Source organism: Qipengyuania sp. SM2512, from assembly GCF_054954005.1.
In genome coordinates this window covers 621,845-638,069 of record NZ_CM143134.1, presented here as the reverse complement: position 1 = coordinate 638,069, position 16,225 = coordinate 621,845, and the positions used below count along the sequence as shown (strand labels likewise).

19 protein-coding genes are annotated in these 16,225 nt (G+C 67.6%); 10 read left to right on the top strand and 9 right to left on the bottom strand.

Annotated elements, in window-relative coordinates; all coding sequences use genetic code 11:
* Positions 1-10: 10 nt before the first annotated feature.
* From ACQ5J0_RS03275 to ACQ5J0_RS03250, 6 genes are all read right to left on the bottom strand, one after another.
* Positions 11-628, bottom strand: a complete 618-nt coding sequence (locus tag ACQ5J0_RS03275; RefSeq protein ID WP_462569097.1) for a riboflavin synthase — start codon at positions 626-628, stop codon at positions 11-13.
* 129 nt (positions 629-757) lie between these two features.
* Complete coding sequence (gene ribD, locus ACQ5J0_RS03270) at positions 758-1,729, bottom strand: bifunctional diaminohydroxyphosphoribosylaminopyrimidine deaminase/5-amino-6-(5-phosphoribosylamino)uracil reductase RibD (RefSeq protein ID WP_462569095.1); 972 nt, start codon at positions 1,727-1,729, stop codon at positions 758-760.
* Positions 1,710-2,192, bottom strand: a complete 483-nt coding sequence (locus ACQ5J0_RS03265; protein ID WP_462569094.1) for a hypothetical protein — start codon at positions 2,190-2,192, stop codon at positions 1,710-1,712. The genes ribD and ACQ5J0_RS03265 overlap by 20 nt, the downstream gene beginning before the upstream one ends.
* 73 nt (positions 2,193-2,265) lie before the next feature.
* On the bottom strand, positions 2,266-3,009 hold the full coding sequence (locus ACQ5J0_RS03260) for a M48 family metallopeptidase (RefSeq protein ID WP_462569093.1): 744 nt from the start codon (positions 3,007-3,009) through the stop codon (positions 2,266-2,268).
* Positions 3,006-3,476 (bottom strand): YcgN family cysteine cluster protein, encoded by a 471-nt coding sequence (locus ACQ5J0_RS03255; protein ID WP_462569091.1) that lies wholly within the window; start codon positions 3,474-3,476, stop codon positions 3,006-3,008. The genes ACQ5J0_RS03260 and ACQ5J0_RS03255 overlap by 4 nt, the downstream gene beginning before the upstream one ends.
* The gene (locus ACQ5J0_RS03250; protein WP_462569089.1) at positions 3,464-4,078 is read right to left on the bottom strand and encodes an SCO family protein; all 615 of its coding nucleotides are present in this window, start codon (positions 4,076-4,078) and stop codon (positions 3,464-3,466) included. The genes ACQ5J0_RS03255 and ACQ5J0_RS03250 overlap by 13 nt, the downstream gene beginning before the upstream one ends.
* Before the next feature lie 114 nt (positions 4,079-4,192).
* Between ACQ5J0_RS03250 and ACQ5J0_RS03245 the strand changes: the two genes are divergently transcribed.
* The 5 genes from ACQ5J0_RS03245 to ssb all read left to right on the top strand — a co-directional run bounded on the left by ACQ5J0_RS03245 (position 4,193) and on the right by ssb (position 8,312).
* Positions 4,193-4,783 carry an ankyrin repeat domain-containing protein gene (locus ACQ5J0_RS03245; RefSeq protein ID WP_462569087.1) on the top strand — a complete coding sequence of 197 codons (591 nt, stop codon included), beginning with the start codon at positions 4,193-4,195 and terminating at the stop codon, positions 4,781-4,783.
* A 44-nt stretch (positions 4,784-4,827) separates the two neighbouring features.
* Positions 4,828-5,469, top strand: a complete 642-nt coding sequence (locus ACQ5J0_RS03240) for a COQ9 family protein (protein ID WP_462569085.1) — start codon at positions 4,828-4,830, stop codon at positions 5,467-5,469.
* A 63-nt stretch (positions 5,470-5,532) separates the two neighbouring features.
* Positions 5,533-5,799 carry a FeoA family protein gene (locus ACQ5J0_RS03235; protein ID WP_462569084.1) on the top strand — a complete coding sequence of 89 codons (267 nt, stop codon included), beginning with the start codon at positions 5,533-5,535 and terminating at the stop codon, positions 5,797-5,799.
* Positions 5,796-7,643, top strand: a complete 1,848-nt coding sequence (feoB, locus tag ACQ5J0_RS03230; protein ID WP_462569083.1) for a ferrous iron transporter B — start codon at positions 5,796-5,798, stop codon at positions 7,641-7,643. The genes ACQ5J0_RS03235 and feoB overlap by 4 nt, the downstream gene beginning before the upstream one ends.
* A gap of 117 nt (positions 7,644-7,760) precedes the next feature.
* Entirely contained in the window at positions 7,761-8,312 is a 552-nt protein-coding gene (gene ssb, locus ACQ5J0_RS03225) for a single-stranded DNA-binding protein (RefSeq protein WP_462569082.1), read from the top strand.
* Between the two features lie 22 nt (positions 8,313-8,334).
* On the opposite strand, the gene ACQ5J0_RS03220 is transcribed toward ssb, so the two are convergent.
* Together ACQ5J0_RS03220 and ACQ5J0_RS03215 are read right to left on the bottom strand one after the other, a co-directional pair.
* On the bottom strand, positions 8,335-8,871 hold the full coding sequence (locus ACQ5J0_RS03220) for a YceD family protein (protein ID WP_462569081.1): 537 nt from the start codon (positions 8,869-8,871) through the stop codon (positions 8,335-8,337).
* Positions 8,868-9,392, bottom strand: coding sequence for a ubiquinol-cytochrome C chaperone family protein (locus ACQ5J0_RS03215; protein WP_462569080.1), 525 nt, complete (start codon positions 9,390-9,392; stop codon positions 8,868-8,870). The genes ACQ5J0_RS03220 and ACQ5J0_RS03215 overlap by 4 nt, the downstream gene beginning before the upstream one ends.
* A 215-nt stretch (positions 9,393-9,607) precedes the next feature.
* Here ACQ5J0_RS03215 and ACQ5J0_RS03210 point away from each other — a divergent pair, with 215 nt between their 5' ends.
* The 5 genes from ACQ5J0_RS03210 (at position 9,608) to ACQ5J0_RS03190 (ending at position 14,230) form a co-directional block, all read left to right on the top strand.
* Complete coding sequence (locus ACQ5J0_RS03210) at positions 9,608-10,087, top strand: outer membrane protein assembly factor BamE (RefSeq protein ID WP_462569079.1); 480 nt, start codon at positions 9,608-9,610, stop codon at positions 10,085-10,087.
* Positions 10,088-10,169: 82 nt separating this feature from the next.
* Positions 10,170-10,745, top strand: a complete 576-nt coding sequence (gene hslV / locus ACQ5J0_RS03205) for an ATP-dependent protease subunit HslV (RefSeq protein WP_462569078.1) — start codon at positions 10,170-10,172, stop codon at positions 10,743-10,745.
* A 70-nt stretch (positions 10,746-10,815) separates the two neighbouring features.
* The gene (gene hslU / locus ACQ5J0_RS03200) at positions 10,816-12,117 is read left to right on the top strand and encodes an ATP-dependent protease ATPase subunit HslU (protein WP_462569077.1); all 1,302 of its coding nucleotides are present in this window, start codon (positions 10,816-10,818) and stop codon (positions 12,115-12,117) included.
* A gap of 644 nt (positions 12,118-12,761) precedes the next feature.
* Positions 12,762-13,082, top strand: a complete 321-nt coding sequence (locus ACQ5J0_RS03195; RefSeq protein WP_462569076.1) for a DUF6968 family protein — start codon at positions 12,762-12,764, stop codon at positions 13,080-13,082.
* A gap of 182 nt (positions 13,083-13,264) precedes the next feature.
* The gene (locus tag ACQ5J0_RS03190; RefSeq protein WP_462569075.1) at positions 13,265-14,230 is read left to right on the top strand and encodes a hypothetical protein; all 966 of its coding nucleotides are present in this window, start codon (positions 13,265-13,267) and stop codon (positions 14,228-14,230) included.
* A gap of 108 nt (positions 14,231-14,338) precedes the next feature.
* On the opposite strand, the gene ACQ5J0_RS03185 is transcribed toward ACQ5J0_RS03190, so the two are convergent.
* Positions 14,339-16,159, bottom strand: coding sequence for an ABCB family ABC transporter ATP-binding protein/permease (locus ACQ5J0_RS03185; RefSeq protein ID WP_462569074.1), 1,821 nt, complete (start codon positions 16,157-16,159; stop codon positions 14,339-14,341).
* Between the last annotated feature and the right edge of the window lie 66 nt (positions 16,160-16,225).

Below are 16,225 nucleotides of genomic sequence, written 5' to 3'. Positions count from 1 at the left end.
CCGTCAGATTCTAATTCTGCAGGCTCTGCATCCGCTTGAGATAGCGCGCCAGGACATCGATCTCGAGATTGACCGCATCGCCCTCGGCGAGCGATCCCAGCGTGGTGACCTCGGCGGTGTGGGGAATGATGTTGAGGGCGAAATCGCAAGCGCCATCGGTGCGGTCGCGAACGTCGTTCACGGTCAGCGAAACCCCGTCCACAGTGATCGATCCCTTCGGCGCGATGAAGGCGGAAAATTCGGCGCGGGCGCGGATAGCCAGCCGGGTCGAGCCGCCCTCGGTTTTCGCCAGTTGGACCGTGCCGGACGTGTCGACATGACCGGTCACCATATGGCCGCCGAGCTCGTCGCCCAGGCGCAGCGCTGGTTCGAGATTGAGCCGCCGACCTTCCTGCCACATGTTCGCAACGCTGCGCGACACGGTCTCCCCCGATACATCGACCGCGAACCAGGCGTCGCCCGGCTTCCCGCCGCGATCGACCACGGTCAGGCAAACACCCGAACAGGCGATCGAGGCGCCGATATCGATCGTCTCGGGGTCGAAGGGGCAGCTGATCGTCACCCGCCTGTCGGCCCGGTCCTCGACGCTGGCAATGGTGCCGATGGCGGTGACGATTCCGGTGAACATGCTCGTGTCTCCTCGCGCCGCCCGGCGCTTTGCTTGCAGATCTGCCGCTCGCCCTTTGCACTCGAAGCGGGCTCCGACCGCGCTGGTAAGCTGTGCCGTTCGTGCTGCCAAGCGCAGGCGAGGCTGAACTCACCGCCTCCGAACGAAACCGTCATAGCTGTCCTGGCCGAACTGGCGACGCTCGACCAAGGCCCAGCGGCCATGCGCCCCGGCGAGATCGGTCAGGCCGATGTCGCCGATCGCGGGCAAGCCTTCGCCGACGATGATCGGGGCGCGGTAGATATCGAGTCGATCGACCAGATCGGCAGCCAGAAAGGAAGCAGCGGTCATCGCGCCCCCCTCGAGATAGAGATATTGCGTTTCGGGCAGCCCCGCGATGTCCCGCGGCGCCGCGATGACCCGCACCCCGTCGAGCGCGCGGGAGGTCAGCACCACCGGCTCGGGACCGTTGCCCTCGAGACCGGGCAGGCGGACATCGAGCCGGGGCCGGTCCGTGCGCCATGTGCCGCCGCCGACGAGGATCGCATCGGCCAGCGCCCGGCGCGAGTGGACATGCGCGCGCGCCACCTCTCCGGTGATCCAGCGGCTCTCGCCCGAGGGCAGCGCAATCCTGCCATCGAGCGACAGCGCCAGCTTGAGCGTGACATGGGGGCGAACGAGCCGGGCGCGGGTAAGATAGCCGGCCAGGCTCCCGCTAACCTCGGCCAGTTCGATCGCAGCGGTCTCGATACCCGCGTCCCGCAGCCGCGCGAGCCCGCTACCCGAGGTGCGCGGATCGGGATCCTGACAGCCGAAGACCACCCGCGCGACGCCGGCTTCCACCAGCAGATCGGCGCAGGCGGGCCCGCGGTCCGAACGGTGGGCGCAGGGCTCGAGCGTGACGTAGGCGGTTGCGCCGCGCGCCGCAGCGCCGGCCTCGGCCAAGGCGATCGCTTCGGCGTGGGGCCGACCACCCGGCCGGGTCCACCCGCGGCCGACGACGACACCGCCCTTTACGAGGATCGCTCCGACGGCGGGGTTCGGCCGGCTCGACGGACGTCCCCGCAGCGCCAGCCGCGCGGCAGCCGTCAGCCAGCGCGCGTCACTCGCCTGCAGGTTCAATCGCGCTATCCGCCGAGGCATCAATCTGCGGGTCAAGGGGAATGCCCGCGGCTTCGAACGCACGGCGACGCTCGGCTTCCTCGCGCGCCTGGTCCTCGGCGATCTGGCGCTCCATGGCATCGACATCGATACCCGTCGCACGCCCCAGCGTGCGGTACATGTCCTGGATTTCGGCCTCGCGTTCCGCGCGCCGGGCTTCCCACCGTTCCTTCAGTCGCTGATTCTCGATGTTCGAGGCGATGATCTCGGCCTCGCTGCGGCCCTCCGCAAAGGTGGAGATAAGGGAGACTTGCGGACGTGCGGGCGGACCGATCACCTGCTCCTGCGTCACCCAGAACATCAGCACGAAGGTGCTCAGCAGCGACGCCCCCAGTATCGGCCAGCGATAGGGGGTCGGGCGCTTGAATTCGTTCCAGAGATCCTGGAATCCGCCGACCGGGTTGAGACGCGATTTGATCCGCATGGTGCTGAAGATAGGGGCTCTTGCACGAAGTTACCAGCCGACTGTGGCCGGGTTTCCGCGGAGCCGGGATTGGCTATCCGAAATCGGCGTAGAGACCGCGGCCGTGGGTTCGCAGCCAGCCGTCCGCAGCGGTGAGATCGTCCTCGTAGATTTCGCGCAAGAGGCGGTGAAAGCTTGGGCTGTGGTCGAAATGGACGAGATGCGCGGTCTCGTGCGCAACCACCGAACGGCGGATTGCATCGGGTGCCTGCACCAGCCGCCAGTTGACCCGGACCACGCCCTTGCTCGAGCAACTGCCCCAGCGGCGCTGGGCGCGGGTCAGCCGCAGGTCGGGGACCTCGAGCCGGGCGCGGGTGCAATAATGATCGAGATCCGCGCGCATCAGCCGCACGGCCTCGGTTTCGAGCCAGCGGTTCAGCCGGGGGGCCAGGGTGCCGCCGGGTCCGCCGAGCCGGATTGCCTGCTCTTCCAGCGCCGGCTTGCGCGGAGCATCCTCGGCCCAGCGGATAGCGATTTCCTCGCCGCGATAGCGGATCGTGCCGCGCGCGATCGGATCGGCCGCCTGCGGAACCTTGGCGAACTGCGCCTCGAGCCAATCGCGGCGGACCTTGGCGAAAGCCACCGCATCGGCGCTGCGGCACCAGCGCGGCAGGGTGATCCGCACCGCGCTGCCATCGGGGGCGAGCCGCAGCGTCAGGCGCTTGGCGCGCGGGTGACGGTTGAGCGCGATCGGCACGGCGCGCCCCGACAATTCGATCGTCGGCGCTGCGGCGGGCTTGGCGGGCCGCCGATAATCGTCGCGCAGCCACTCGATCATGCGGCGTCGTCCCACCCGGCGCCGGCCTCGTCGTCCCACTCGACGACATGGTGTTCGAGCGGCCCGGCATCCACTTCGCTAACCACGCGGCCCGCGACCGAAACGCCCGCGCGAACCACCGCCTCGCGGTCGCCCGAGAGCAGATAGTGCCAATCGGGCAGCGGGCGGCCTTCGGCGCGGCGGCGATAGGCGCAGGTCGATGGCAGCCAGGGCACGCTGTCGACGATCTTGAGCGTCAACCGCAGACAGTCGGGCACGAAGCTCTTGCGGTTGGGATAGTCGCGGCAGGTCGCACTGGCGCAGTCGAGCAGGCGGCAGGCAACGTTGGTCTCCTCGATCCTGCCGGTGTCCTCGTCCTCCATCTTGTGCAGGCAGCAGCGCCCGCAGCCGTCGCACAGCGCTTCCCATTCGGGCCGGCTGAGCTCGGCCAGCGGGCGCTCCCAGAAGCGCTCCCTCAGCGCACCCATTTGTCCAGCTCCTCGGCCACCGCTTCGGGCCCCAGATCGGTGGGCAGGATCGCCAGCGGCTCGCCGGCGGGGCCGAACAGATAGGTGTAGCCCAGATGATCCATCAGATAGCCGCCACCGGGCTGCACTTCGCCCTTCGAAAAGGTCGTGCCGAAGTCGCTGGCGACCTGCTTGAGCACTTCGGCTTCGCCGGTCATGCCGATCAACCGCGGGTGGAAGCTGTCGGTGAATTCGCGCAGCACCTCGGGCGTGTCGCGTTCAGGGTCGACGCTGATGAAAAGCGGCTGCACCTGGGCGCCGCGTTCGGGATTGGCATCCTCGAAGCGCTTCAATCCCGCCATCGCGCGCTGGACATCGGTCGGGCAAATGTCGGGGCAATAGGCATAGCCGAAATAGAGGATCCGGTACTGGCCGTCGAAATCGCTCCAGCGCACCGTGTCCCCGGTCTCGCCGGTGAGCTCGAAGGGGGCGCCGATCGCGGCGCCCTTAAGCGGCGGTTCGCCGGCATCGGCGGGAGGGCCTGCGGAATCGCAGCCGGTCAGGGCGGCGAGCAGGAGCAGCGGGGCGGAGAGGGCGAGCGACAACGCTTTGCGGTGGGCCATGGCGTTGCAATTCATGCTCTGCTAACGCTGGCGGCACAAGGGCTGTGCCCTGTGCAAATGCGAAAAACACGCGAGGTAGGTCAGGTGAAGCTGCGGGTCGGAACGAGATACGGATTGGCTGCTGCGCTTGCCGGAGCGTTGCTGGCGGGTCCCTTGGCGGGGCAGAATTTCTCCGAGGGCTATCAGTTCCTCAAGGCGGTCGAAGACCGCGAAGGCACGACGGTGACCGAAATGCTCGACCAGCCGGGCACGGTGATCGCCAATTCGCGCGACATCACCAGCGGGCGCACCGCGATGCATATCGTGGTGGAACGCCGCGATCTCACCTGGATCCGCTTTCTTCACAGCAAGGGCGCCAACCCGGACATCGCCGACAAGAAGGGCATCACCCCGCTGCAGATCGCCTCCAATCTCGGATTTATCGAGGGCGTCGAGGCGCTGCTCGAAGCTGGCGCGCGGGTGGACCAGAGCAATGCCGCGGGCGAGACGCCCCTGATCTCCGCGATTCACCGGCGCGACGTTCCCATGATCCGCTTGCTGCTCGACAAGGGCGCCAATCCCGATCGCAACGACAATTCCGGTCGTTCGGCGCGCGATTATGCGGCGCTGATCGTCGGCGGGAGCCAGATCACGGATGCCATCGCGCAGGCCGACAAGGATCGCAGCGACGACGGCACACAGAAATCCTACGGGCCGAGCCTCTGATCATGGCAAGCAAGGCTCCAGACCCGGCGGTAGCCCCCGCAGACATGACGCTGGACGAACTGCGGCTGCATCTCGCGCCGCTGCTCGCCGATGCGGCGGTGTTCGACGGCTGGAGCGATGCCGCACTCGCCATGGCGGCGCAGCAGGCGGGCGTCGATGCCGATGTCGCGCGGCTGGCCTACGAGGGCGGTGCGATGGACATGATCGCCGCCTGGATCGAGACGATCGACGCGGCGATGGCCGTGGCCCTGCCGCCCGAAAAACTGGCGCAGATGAAAATCCGCGAACGGATCCGCAGCCTGGTCCAGTTCCGGCTGGACGCCGTGGCGGGGCGCGAGGAAGCGCTGCGCCGCGCCATGGCGATCATGGCGATGCCGCAGAACGCCGCCAGCGCGCTGCGCACCGGCTGGCACAGCGCCGATGTCATGTGGCGGCTCGCCGGCGACACTGCGACCGATTACAACCACTACACCAAGCGCGCGACGCTCGGCTCGATCTACGGCGCGACGCTGGCCGTATTCCTCGATGACGAAAGCGAGGGCAAGGCCGAGACGCGGGCCTTCCTCGATCGCCGTATCGACGGCGTGATGCGGTTCGAGAAGATCAAGGCCAAATGGCTCCATTCCGATCGCGACCGCTTCAGCGTGACGCGTTTTCTCGGGCGGCTGCGTTATCCTGCGCGTTGACGCGCTCTTCCGCGCTATTGATAATCGGTTGCAATTAGCGTCTGCCTCTGGCAGCGCGCGTCAATGACACTGGATGGGCTCGAATACGACAGGCCGGCACGGATCGTGGCGGTCGCTTGGGATCGGCTGGCGAGCGACGAGGCCAAGCGCCTGCGCGCGCTGGGCGTTGACGAGGGCGCCGAACTCGCGGTGATTCACCGCGGTGTGTTCGGCACCCGCGACCCGCTGGCCCTGCGACTGGGCAATATGACCATCGCGCTACGCCGTTCGCACGCGCTCGCGATCGAGGTCGAACCGCTCGGCGCCGCCTCGCATGAGGCAGCGGCATGAGCCGGCATCGCACCGCCGCGCTGGTCGGCAACCCCAATTCGGGCAAGAGCGCGCTGTTCAACGCGCTGACGGGTGCGCGCCAGAAGATCGCGAATTATCCCGGCGTCACGGTGGAGCGCAAGGCGGGCCGCTTGACGCTGCCCAGCGGCGAATCGCTGGAACTGCTCGATCTGCCCGGCTCCTATTCGCTCGATTCGGCGAGCCCCGACGAGGAGGTGACCCGCCAGGTCGTCGAGGGCAAATTCGAAGGCGAGAAAACCCCGGACGTTCTCGTCCTGGTGCTCGATGCCGCCAATCTCGAACAGCATCTGGTCTTCGCGCAGGAAGTGCTCGAGCTGGGGCGCCCGACGGTGGTCGCGCTCAACATGGTCGATCTCGCCGAACGCGACGGGCTGACGCTCGACCCCGCGGCCCTGTCCGCGGCGCTGGGCGTGGCGGTGATTCCGACCGTCGCGGTGCGCCGCAAGGGTATTGCCGAGCTCGGCCAGGCGATCGCCGAGGCGGAGCGTCATGCCGACCAGGAGCCGCTGGGCCATTGGCATCTTACGCAGACCGAGCGGCGGCTGTCGGCGAAGCATATCGCGCGCGGCGCAATCCTGTCGAAATCGACGCGGCACACGGTCGAGAACGGCTTCGACCGGGTGCTGCTCAATCCCTGGATCGGGCCGGTCATCCTGTTCGCGCTGCTGTTCGTGGTATTCCAGGCGGTGTTCGCCTGGGCGACACCCTTCGCCGATGCGCTCGAAGGGGTGGTGGCCGTCCTGAGCGACTGGGCCGTCGCACTCCTGCCAGAGGGTCTGGTGCGCGACTTCGTCACCGAAGGCGTGCTCGCCGGCGTCGGCTCGGTCGTCGTCTTCCTGCCGCAGATCGTGATTCTGTTCTTCTTCATCCTGCTGATGGAAGCGAGCGGATACATGGCGCGCGCCGCGTTCCTGATGGACCGGCTGATGGCGGGCGTGGGCCTGTCGGGCAAAAGCTTCATCCCGCTGCTCTCCAGCTTCGCCTGCGCCATCCCCGGGATCATGGCGACGCGCTCGATCTCGGATCCCAAGGACCGGCTCACCACGATCCTGATCGCCCCGCTGATGACCTGTTCGGCGCGGCTCCCGGTCTATGCCGTGATCATCGCGGCCTTCATCCCCCAGACCACCGTCGGTCCGGGCGTCGGCCTTCAGGGACTGGTCCTGTTCGTGCTCTATCTCGCGGGGATCGTCGGCGCGATGGTGGTGGCGCTGGTCCTGCGCGGGACGGTGGCGAAGGGTGCGGCGAGCGGTTTCATCATGGAAATGCCGCGCTATCAGATGCCGCGGCTGCGCGATCTCGCCATCGGTCTGTGGCAGCGCGCCTGGGTGTTCCTGCGCCGCGCGGGCACGATCATCTTCGTCGCCACGATCGCTTTGTGGGTGCTGCTCAGCTTTCCGCAGGCCGAGCCGGGCGAGAGCCAGCTCGACGCCAGCATTGCAGGCACGATCGCCGACGGCCTCCACCCCATCCTCGCGCCGATCGGCTTCAACCGCGAGATCAGCCTGGCGATCATTCCGGCGATGGCCGCGCGCGAAGTGGCGGTCTCCGCGCTGGCGACCACCTACGCGGTCCAGGCCGATGACGAGGAGCTCGCCGCCGCGGGGGTCACCGAGCGGATCGCCGATCTGTGGACCCTGCCGACGGCGCTGGCCTTCCTCGCCTGGTTCGTCTTCGCGCCGCAGTGCCTGTCGACGATTGCGGTCGCGCGGCGCGAGACCAATGGCTGGAAATGGCCCATCTTCATGGTCGTCTACCTGTTCGTGCTGGCCTATGTCTTCGCGGGACTGACCTATTGGAGCGCGCTGGCGCTGGGCTGGTAGCCGAGTTCACCGCACCCCGCATGCGTGTGAGTGCTGTGCACACTGTGGGTCTCCGGACTGGCGAGGCGGGCCGCCGTTCGATAGGCCTGCGCGAGAACAGACAAAGGACGCGAATCGATGGCCGGTAGCCTCAACAAAGTCATGCTGATCGGAAACCTCGGGGCCGATCCCGAAATCCGCAGCTTCCAGAACGGCGGCAAGGTCGCGAACCTGCGCATCGCGACCAGCGAGCAGTGGAAGGACAAGAACACCGGCGAGCGCCAGGAGCGCACCGAGTGGCACACGGTGGCGATCTTCTCCGAAGGGCTCGTCAATGTGGTCGAGAGATTCCTCAAGAAAGGCAGCAAGGTCTTCGTCGAAGGCAAGCTGCAGACCCGCAAGTGGCAGGATCAGAACGGCCAAGACCGCTATTCGACCGAGATCGTCCTGCGCGGCTTCGACGGCACGCTGACCATGCTCGACGGTCCCGGCGGGGCTGGCGGCGGCGGCGCGGGTGGCGGACAGCGCTCGGGCGGCTATGGCGGCCAGTCTTCGGGCGGCGGCCAGTCCTCCGGCGGCGGCGACAATTGGGGCGGCGGCTCGGGTGGCGGTTCCGGGGGAAGCTCCGGCGGCGGCGGTTCGAGCGGCGGCTCGAACTACGACGATCTCGACGACGACATTCCGTTCTAGGAAGCTCTCGCCGGCGCCGCGCTCAGTCCTTCTTGAGCGCGGCCAGTGCGGCAAAGGGGCCGCTCGGCGCCGCGTCGAGCAATCCCGCCTTCTCGCGCGTGGTCCCGGCATCGGGACCCTCGGCGTAGGGATCGATCGCGAGCCCGAAGCTCTGCGCGACCGCCTCTCCCAGATCGAACGCCTGGCCCTCGTAATAGATCTCGTCGGGTTCCGAAGTGTCGAGTTCGATTTCCTCCTCGGGATCGAACTCGGGCTCCTCGCTGGCGGGGACGAAGCGCATCGACAGCGGTTCGTCGATCCGGTTGCGGAAAGGCTCGCCCGAGATCGCGCAAAGCTGCACGATCGAAGCGGTCAGCCGGCCCTTCGCCATCACGGTGCTGCCCTCCGCCGCAAAGCTGACCTCCGCCTCCAGCGAGCGGACCCCGTCGATTGCGAAGCGGCGCGCCAGCGCGGCACGCTCGGCCTCGTCGGCCTCGATCCTCAACGGCTCGCGCGGCAGGCGATCGAGCTTCACGATCCGTTCGAATTCGCCCTGTTGCGATCGGTTGGCCGCGCTCATGGCATGGTCCCTTCCAGCAGGCGATCCGCATCGGTGGCAGCCAGCCGGGCCTGCAGGTCCAGCAGACGCTCCGCGAGCAGCTCGGCGCGGCTCTCGTCCGCCAGCGTGACGTTGCGACGAGCCGCCGAGGCGAGCGCATCGTCACGCTCCGCTGCCTCTTCGCCCAGCGCCTCGCGATAGGCGCCGATCCGGCCACCCAGCGTTTCCATCAGCCTGCCGATTTTCTTGCCCACCATCAGGTCGCCGACGCCGGACTGGCGCAGCTGGCCGTCCATATCCTCGACGAAGAGTTCGGTCAGCAGCCCCGTCTGCGCGGCCAGCATGCGGTCGTTCTCCATCCGCAACAGCACCAGCGAAAGGGCCGCGGTGATCATGTCGAAGCGCCCCTCCAACGTATCGGCGACGCCGCACTGCGCATACCATTCGGGCTCGCGCGCGATTTCCACGGTACGGTGCCACAGCGGGCGCAGCGCTTCGCGCGGATCGGCGCGGGGGCGAAAGAGGCGGGAAAGAAAGGTCATGGAGCTCCGGATTGGCAGAGGTGTCGGCGACACCATGTTCAGCGGCAATTCAAGCCGCGGCTTTCAAGCGCGGCGTTGCGGGCCCTGGTGCCGTCCATGCCAAGCTCGCGCATTGCAAGCGAGCGCACGGCGGCTTAAGGCGGGCGCAAGGCATATAGGAAGCGCGGCGGCCCCGGCCAAGCCGCGCCATGGCAATTGGAGTTCGAGTGAGTCTCATGCGCGCAAACGGTCGCCTCGCCGGCAAGGCATTTCTGGTCGCGGGCACGGTGCTTGCCCTCTCGGCCTGCACCTCGATTCGCGAACCGCGCGGCTATATCGTCGACGGTTCGCTGGTCGACGTGATCCAGCCCGGCATCGACAACCAGCGTTCGGTCGAACAGACGCTCGGCCGGCCGACCTTCACCAGCCAGTATGGCGATCCGACCTGGTATTACGTCTCCAGCACCACCGGCCGCCGGCCCTTCGTGCGCCCGACGATCCAGCAGCATTCGGTCCTGGCGGTTACCTTCGACGCGGCGGGCAATGTCGTCGCCTCGGATCGCAGCGGCATCGACAAGGTGGTCTATCTCTCGCCCGAGAGCGACCAGACCCCGACGCTGGGCCGCGAGCGCAGCTTCCTCGAAGACCTGTTCGGCAACATCGGCACGGTCGGTGCGCCGGGTGCCGGCGGTGCCGGTCCGGGCCCGGGCGGCTGAGGTCGCAACCTCGCCCGTGCGCTTGACCGGCCCGCTTGACCGGCCCGCTTGACCGAACCGGCGCGCTCCCCATATCGCTCGCATGGCTGACACAGATTCCCGCCACGGGCTGACCCCCTGGCATTCCACCACCATCATCGGCGTCAAGCGCGGCGGCACCACGGTCATTGCCGGAGACGGACAGGTCTCCATGGGCAACACCGTGATGAAGCCCAACGCCAAGAAGGTCCGCCGCATCGGCGCCAAGGACGACAAGGGGGTGGAAACGGTGGTCGCCGGTTTCGCCGGCGCGACCGCCGATGCCTTCACCCTGTTCGAACGGCTCGAGAAGAAGCTCGATCAATACAACGGGCAATTGCTTCGCGCCGCGGTCGAGATGACCAAGGAATGGCGGATGGACAAATATCTCCGCAATCTCGAGGCGCTGATGATCGTCGCCGACAAGGACAATCTTCTCGTCCTCACCGGCAATGGCGACGTGCTCGAGCCCGAAGGCGGGATCGCCGCGATCGGCTCGGGGGGCAATTTCGCGCTCGCCGCGGCCAAGGCGCTCACCGATTACGAGGACGATCCCGAGAAGATCGCGCGCAAGGCCATGGCGGTGGCGGCGGATGTCTGCGTCTTCACAAATGGCAATGTGACGCTCGAAACCGTCTGACCCCGCATTCTACCCCGCGCCGGCCACGCCAAGAACAGGCCGCGCGAATCCAAACGGAAACGTCGATTCTATGATCCAGGCCCTCACCCCCAAGGCGATCGTCGCCGCGCTCGACGAGCACATCATCGGCCAGAAGGAAGCCAAGCGCGCGGTCGCCGTCGCGCTGCGCAATCGCTGGCGCCGCCAGCAGCTCGGCCCCGAACTGCGCGACGAGGTCACGCCCAAGAATATCTTGATGATCGGCCCCACGGGCTGCGGCAAGACCGAGATCAGCCGCCGGCTCGCCAAGCTGGCCGAAGCGCCTTTCGTCAAGGTCGAGGCGACCAAGTTCACCGAGGTCGGCTATGTCGGCCGCGATGTCGAGCAGATCGCCCGCGATCTGGTCGAGGAAGCGATCAGGCTCGAGAAGGAGCGCCGCCGCGAGGCGGTGCGCGAAGCCGCCAGCGAGGCGGCGATGGACCGGCTGCTGGTCGCGCTGGTGGGCGACAATGCGTCCGAAGCCACCCGCGAGGCGTTCCGCGAGCGGATCGTCCAGAACGCGATGAACGACACCGAGGTCGAGATCGAGGTGCGCGATGCACCCAACAAGTCGATGGATATCCCCGGCATGCCCGGCGGGGTCGGAATGATCGACCTGTCCGACATGCTCGGCAAGGCGATGGGCAAGTCGGCCGCCAAGCGCCGCAAGCTCAAGGTCCCCGATGCCTGGGACAAGCTGGTCGAGGAAGAGGCCGAGAAGCGGATGGACCAGGACGATGTCGCCCGCGTCGCGCTCGAGAACGCCGAGACCAACGGGATCGTCTTCCTCGACGAGATCGACAAGATCGCGGTCAGCGACGTGCGCGGCGGATCGGTCAGCCGCGAGGGCGTCCAGCGCGACCTGCTGCCGCTGATCGAGGGCACCACGGTGGCGACCAAATACGGCCCGATGAAGACCGACCACGTGCTCTTCATCGCCAGCGGCGCCTTCCACGTCGCCAAGCCCTCGGACATGCTCCCCGAACTCCAGGGCCGGCTGCCGATCCGGGTCGAACTGCGCGCGCTGACCGAGGCGGATTTCGTCCGCATCCTCTCGGAAACCCGCGCCAATCTGGTCGAGCAGTACAAGGCCCTGATGGGCACCGAGGGTGTCGTGCTCGACATCCGCGAGGAGGCGGTGGCCGAGGTCGCCAAGATCGCCGCGCAGGTCAACGAGAGCATCGAGAACATCGGCGCCCGCCGGCTGCAGACGGTGATGGAGCGGCTGCTCGAAGACATCAGCTTCGAGGCGGAGGAGCACTCGGGTGAGACGGTGACGGTGGATGCCGCCTACGTCCGCGAACGGCTCGACGATCTCGCGGGCGACAAGGATCTGAGCAAGTACATCCTGTAGGCTGAGCGGGGACATCCCCTCCTCTCGTCATTGCGAGCCGCCGCAGGCGGCGCGGCGATCCACGGCCGGAGATCTCCGCCCGTCCCGCCCGCCGCGTGAGCCCGGAGCTCACGCCATGGATTGCCGCGTCGCTTACGCTCCTCGCAATGACGAGAACGGGGGCTAGTGCGTTTGAGCGCGAGAGCCGTCCGGGGGCATCGGAAAACCCCGTGCGTTCGTCCCGATGGGTAGCGAGGTCCTCCCCTCCCCCTCGGGAGGGGCCGGGGGTGGGGGTACGGCGCGCGTAGCCACGAGCGCCACCGGCAGTCACGCCTCCGCGGACACACCCATAACCTCGTCATTGCGAGCCGCCGCAGGCGGCGCGGCAATCCATGGACTGCGCCTGCCGCCCGGCACCCACGCAGTCGCTCAGCCGCGACGTTACGCCCTGGATTGCTTCGTCGCTGCGCTCCTCGCAACGACGAAAGCGGGGCCCGGGATCAAGCACGGGGCGACTCAGGGGGTCGCCCCACACCGATTTGCCAATGTCGCGAGGTTGTCGATCAACGGGCGAGGGCCGTTCGCTGTAATTCTTTGTAAAAAGCCGCCTCTCGGCAAACGACCCGATTGCAGACATTGTCGCTGGGTGGCATAAAAGTGATCTAATGGCATTCGTCGAACGCACTTTTTCAGCACCGGAGGGCGAAGTATTAGCGCACTTCGAAGCGCCATATCTCGCCCCCGGAGGTGAGTATCGCTGCCGTTGGCGGATCCAATGGCCGGACCGAATCAGCAGCCAGGAAACTGCCGGGATCGACAGCATCCAAGCTTTGATGCTTGCAATGCGGAAGGCTCGTCTGGATTTAGAAGAGAGCGACCAGTTCAAGGCCGGAACCCTGACCTATTTGGACCAAACCGATCTGGACCTGCCGCCAGGCTGGGGTCTTGGCCCTCTGTATGATTCTGGCCGACCTCCGGTCGAATAAGCGCGAACCACCCAATCTCGGCCGTTCGAGGTTCGTCGAAAGCTCACCGGGAGCGGACATGCAGCTCGCGGCGGCTCGTTCCCCTCCCGGTCCATCGTCGAACTACCCGGCAACCGGCTCGCCACCCCGCTCTGCCCAAAAACCACTTTCCTACACGTTCCTTTTATGTTCCAAACTCGCGGATGAGCACATATCGCGAGTCCCCGGGCCACTCCGAGCGCCCCGATAGCCCCGCCACCCGTTCCGCCTGCGCCGCGCGCGACGGGCCGTCCGCTGCCGATCTGCTGCCCTTACCCTCACTCGCACCCGCGCTTCCCGCGGTGTCCGGCACAACAGCGCCGGGCGAGGCGGGCGAGCCCGGGACCAGCCTCACGCCGCATATCGACGCGCACGGGTTCGATCCGGCCGAGTACAAATGGATCCCGGTCCGCCGCCGGCCGCGCAAGGACGGGTGGTCGGAAGCCCGGCAGCGATTGTTCATCGAGGCGCTGGCCGACAGCGGCTGCGTCCAGACCGCGGCGACTGCCGTGCAGATGAGCGTCCAGAGCGCCTATGGCTTGCGCCGCGCACCGGGCGGCGAGGCCTTCGCGGCGGCATGGACGGCGGCGCTCCAGCAGGGCGCGCTCAAGCTTGCCGATGTCGCCTTCGAGCGCGCGCTTATGGGGACGCAGGAGCCGGTGTTCGACCGCGCCGGGATCGCGATCGGCTGCAAGACCCGCTACAGCGAGCGGCTGATGATGTTCCTGCTGCGCGCGCATCTGCCCGAGCGCTATGCGCACGCTCACCGCGCCCAACCACCCGCCGGGCTTCCCGCCGAAGCGCCCCATCCTCCACCCGCCCCGTCGCTCGCCGCCGCTCTCGCCCGGCTCGAACCGGCGCTGCCGCCCGAGCCGCACGCGCTGATGCCGCCCGAGGAGCTCGACGTGGAGCTGGAGGTCGCCGACATCATGCCGGGCCAGCTGCCGCAGCGCTATTGCCCGCTGCCGCCCGAGCCCCCGTCCGATCCGATGCCGCTGGGCGAGGAGTTCGAACGCCGGCTCGAGGCCGCCAAGCACGGCTGCACCATCGGGCCGGACGGGGAGATGGTCGCGGACCCGCCCGCCGCCAAGCGCCGCGCCAACGCGCCTTCCAGGCCTAAACTTCCCTAAACTTCCGCGGCTCGGGATGGCAAAGCTAGCGTCTCCCCTCCCCGCGGGGAGGGGCCGGGGGTGGGGGAGCGCGCCGCAGGCGCGCGTCCAGGCTATCGGCGGCAGCGATCAATCGGCGGTTACGGCCTCGGGACGACGCTCCGACGCCTGACGCCGCCACATCTCGGTATAGAGCCCGTCGTGCCGCAGCAATTCGGCATGCGACCCGGTTTCGGACACGCGGCCCTCGTCGAGCACGATGATCCGGTCGGCCGAGGCGATGGTCGAGAGGCGGTGCGCGATCGCCAGCGTGGTGCGGCCTTGAGAGACCCGCTGCAGCGTTTGCAGGATGTCCTGCTCGGTGCGCGAATCGAGCGCGCTGGTCGCCTCGTCGAGCACCACGATGGGCGGGTTCTTGAGCAGGGTGCGGGCGATGGCGACGCGCTGCTTCTCGCCCCCCGAGAGCTTGAGACCGCGCTCGCCGACCTCGGTGTCGAAGCCTGCGGGCAGGCGCTCGATGAAGGGCAGGATCGCGGCATCGCGCGCCGCCTGCTCGATTTGCTCGGGGGTCGCGCCCTCCTGGCCGTAGGCGATGTTGTAGCCCACGGTGTCGTTGAACAGAACGGTGTCCTGCGGGACGATGCCGATATTCGCGCGCAGGCTGTCCTGCCGGACGTGAGCGATATCCTGCCCGTCGATCAGGATGCGCCCGCTGTGCGGATCGTAGAAGCGGAACAGCAGCCGCGCGATCGTGCTCTTGCCCGCGCCCGAGGGGCCGACGATGGCCAGCGTGGTCCCGGCGGGCACTTCGAAGCTGAGCCCGTGGAGGATGGTGCGATCCGCATCATAGCCGAACACGACATTGTCGAAGGTGACCGAAGGGCGGCCGACCACCAGCGCCGGGGCGCCGGGGACGTCCTCGACCTCGACCCCGGTGTCCATCAGGTGGAACATCTGCGCCATGTCGACCAGCCCCTGGCGGATCGTGCGATAGACCACGCCGAGCAGGTCGAGCGGGCGGAAGAGCTGGAGCAGATAGGTGTTCACGAAGACCAGATCGCCGACGGTCAGATCGCCCCGGCTCCAGCCCCAGACGGTATAGGCCATCGCGCCCGCCATCAGCGCGTTGGTGATCAGCGCCTGGGTGATGTTGAGCAGGCCGAGCGAGGTGTCGGACTTGATCGCCGCCTCGGAATAGGCGTGCGCGGCGCGCGAGTAGCGCTCCTCCTCGCGGTGTTCGGCGCCGAAATATTTGACCGTCTCGTAGTTCAGCAGCGAGTCGACCGCGCGCGACAGCGCGGTGCCGTCGAGATCGTTCATCTCGCGGCGCAGATCGGTGCGCCATTCGGTGATCCGCTGGGTGACGAGGATATAGGCCACCACCGCCAGCGCGGTCGCGGCCACCAGGCCGAGGCCGAAGTTGAAATAGAAGATCAGCCCCACCGCGATCAGCTCGATGAAGGTCGGGGCGATGTTGAACAGCAGGAAATAGAGCATGGAATCGATGCTCTTGGTCCCGCGCTCGATGATCTTGGTGACCTCGCCGGTACGGCGCGAGAGGTGGAAACGCAGCGACAGGCGGTGGAGCCGCTGGAACACGTCGACCGCCAGATTGCGAGTCGCTTCCTGCCCGACGCGCTCGAAGACGATGTTGCGCAGATTGTCGAATACGGTCGCGGAGAAGCGCCCCAGCCCATAGGCCAGCACCAGCGCCAGCGCGACCATCACCGCCTCGTTGGCTGGCGTCGACATGGCATCGACCGCGCCCTTGTAGGCGAAGGGAAGGGCGAGCATCACGCCCTTGGCGAGCAGCACCAGCAGCAGCGCGATCGCAATCCGCACCCGCAGCTGCGGATTGCCGCGGGGCCACAGGTAGGGAAGGAAGCGCCGCAGCGTGGCCCAGCTCTCGGCGTCGCGGGGGGTGCTGGAATTTATCGTGTCGGGAGGCATGCACCGTTCATTTGGGGCGGCTTGGCGCCATGCACAAGCGGCGCGCGAACGGCCGGGACCACCGAG

Excerpts from the sequence above, each read along its gene's own strand:
- ACQ5J0_RS03210 (WP_462569079.1), top strand. The coding sequence starts at position 9,608 with ATGCGCGCAAACGGTCGCCTCGCCGGCAAGGCATTTCTGGTCGCGGGC.
- ssb (WP_462569082.1), top strand. The coding sequence starts at position 7,761 with ATGGCCGGTAGCCTCAACAAAGTCATGCTGATCGGAAACCTCGGGGCC.
- ACQ5J0_RS03275 (WP_462569097.1), bottom strand. The coding sequence starts at position 628 with ATGTTCACCGGAATCGTCACCGCCATCGGCACCATTGCCAGCGTCGAG.
- ACQ5J0_RS03240 (WP_462569085.1), top strand. The coding sequence starts at position 4,828 with ATGACGCTGGACGAACTGCGGCTGCATCTCGCGCCGCTGCTCGCCGAT.
- ACQ5J0_RS03255 (WP_462569091.1), bottom strand. The coding sequence starts at position 3,476 with ATGGGTGCGCTGAGGGAGCGCTTCTGGGAGCGCCCGCTGGCCGAGCTC.
- ACQ5J0_RS03265 (WP_462569094.1), bottom strand. The coding sequence starts at position 2,192 with ATGCGGATCAAATCGCGTCTCAACCCGGTCGGCGGATTCCAGGATCTC.
- hslV (WP_462569078.1), top strand. The coding sequence starts at position 10,170 with ATGGCTGACACAGATTCCCGCCACGGGCTGACCCCCTGGCATTCCACC.
- ACQ5J0_RS03190 (WP_462569075.1), top strand. The coding sequence starts at position 13,265 with ATGAGCACATATCGCGAGTCCCCGGGCCACTCCGAGCGCCCCGATAGC.
- ACQ5J0_RS03195 (WP_462569076.1), top strand. The coding sequence starts at position 12,762 with ATGGCATTCGTCGAACGCACTTTTTCAGCACCGGAGGGCGAAGTATTA.
- ACQ5J0_RS03250 (WP_462569089.1), bottom strand. The coding sequence starts at position 4,078 with ATGGCCCACCGCAAAGCGTTGTCGCTCGCCCTCTCCGCCCCGCTGCTC.
- hslU (WP_462569077.1), top strand. The coding sequence starts at position 10,816 with ATGATCCAGGCCCTCACCCCCAAGGCGATCGTCGCCGCGCTCGACGAG.
- ACQ5J0_RS03260 (WP_462569093.1), bottom strand. The coding sequence starts at position 3,009 with ATGATCGAGTGGCTGCGCGACGATTATCGGCGGCCCGCCAAGCCCGCC.
- ACQ5J0_RS03220 (WP_462569081.1), bottom strand. The coding sequence starts at position 8,871 with ATGAGCGCGGCCAACCGATCGCAACAGGGCGAATTCGAACGGATCGTG.
- ACQ5J0_RS03185 (WP_462569074.1), bottom strand. The coding sequence starts at position 16,159 with ATGCCTCCCGACACGATAAATTCCAGCACCCCCCGCGACGCCGAGAGC.
- feoB (WP_462569083.1), top strand. The coding sequence starts at position 5,796 with ATGAGCCGGCATCGCACCGCCGCGCTGGTCGGCAACCCCAATTCGGGC.
- ACQ5J0_RS03215 (WP_462569080.1), bottom strand. The coding sequence starts at position 9,392 with ATGACCTTTCTTTCCCGCCTCTTTCGCCCCCGCGCCGATCCGCGCGAA.
- ACQ5J0_RS03235 (WP_462569084.1), top strand. The coding sequence starts at position 5,533 with ATGACACTGGATGGGCTCGAATACGACAGGCCGGCACGGATCGTGGCG.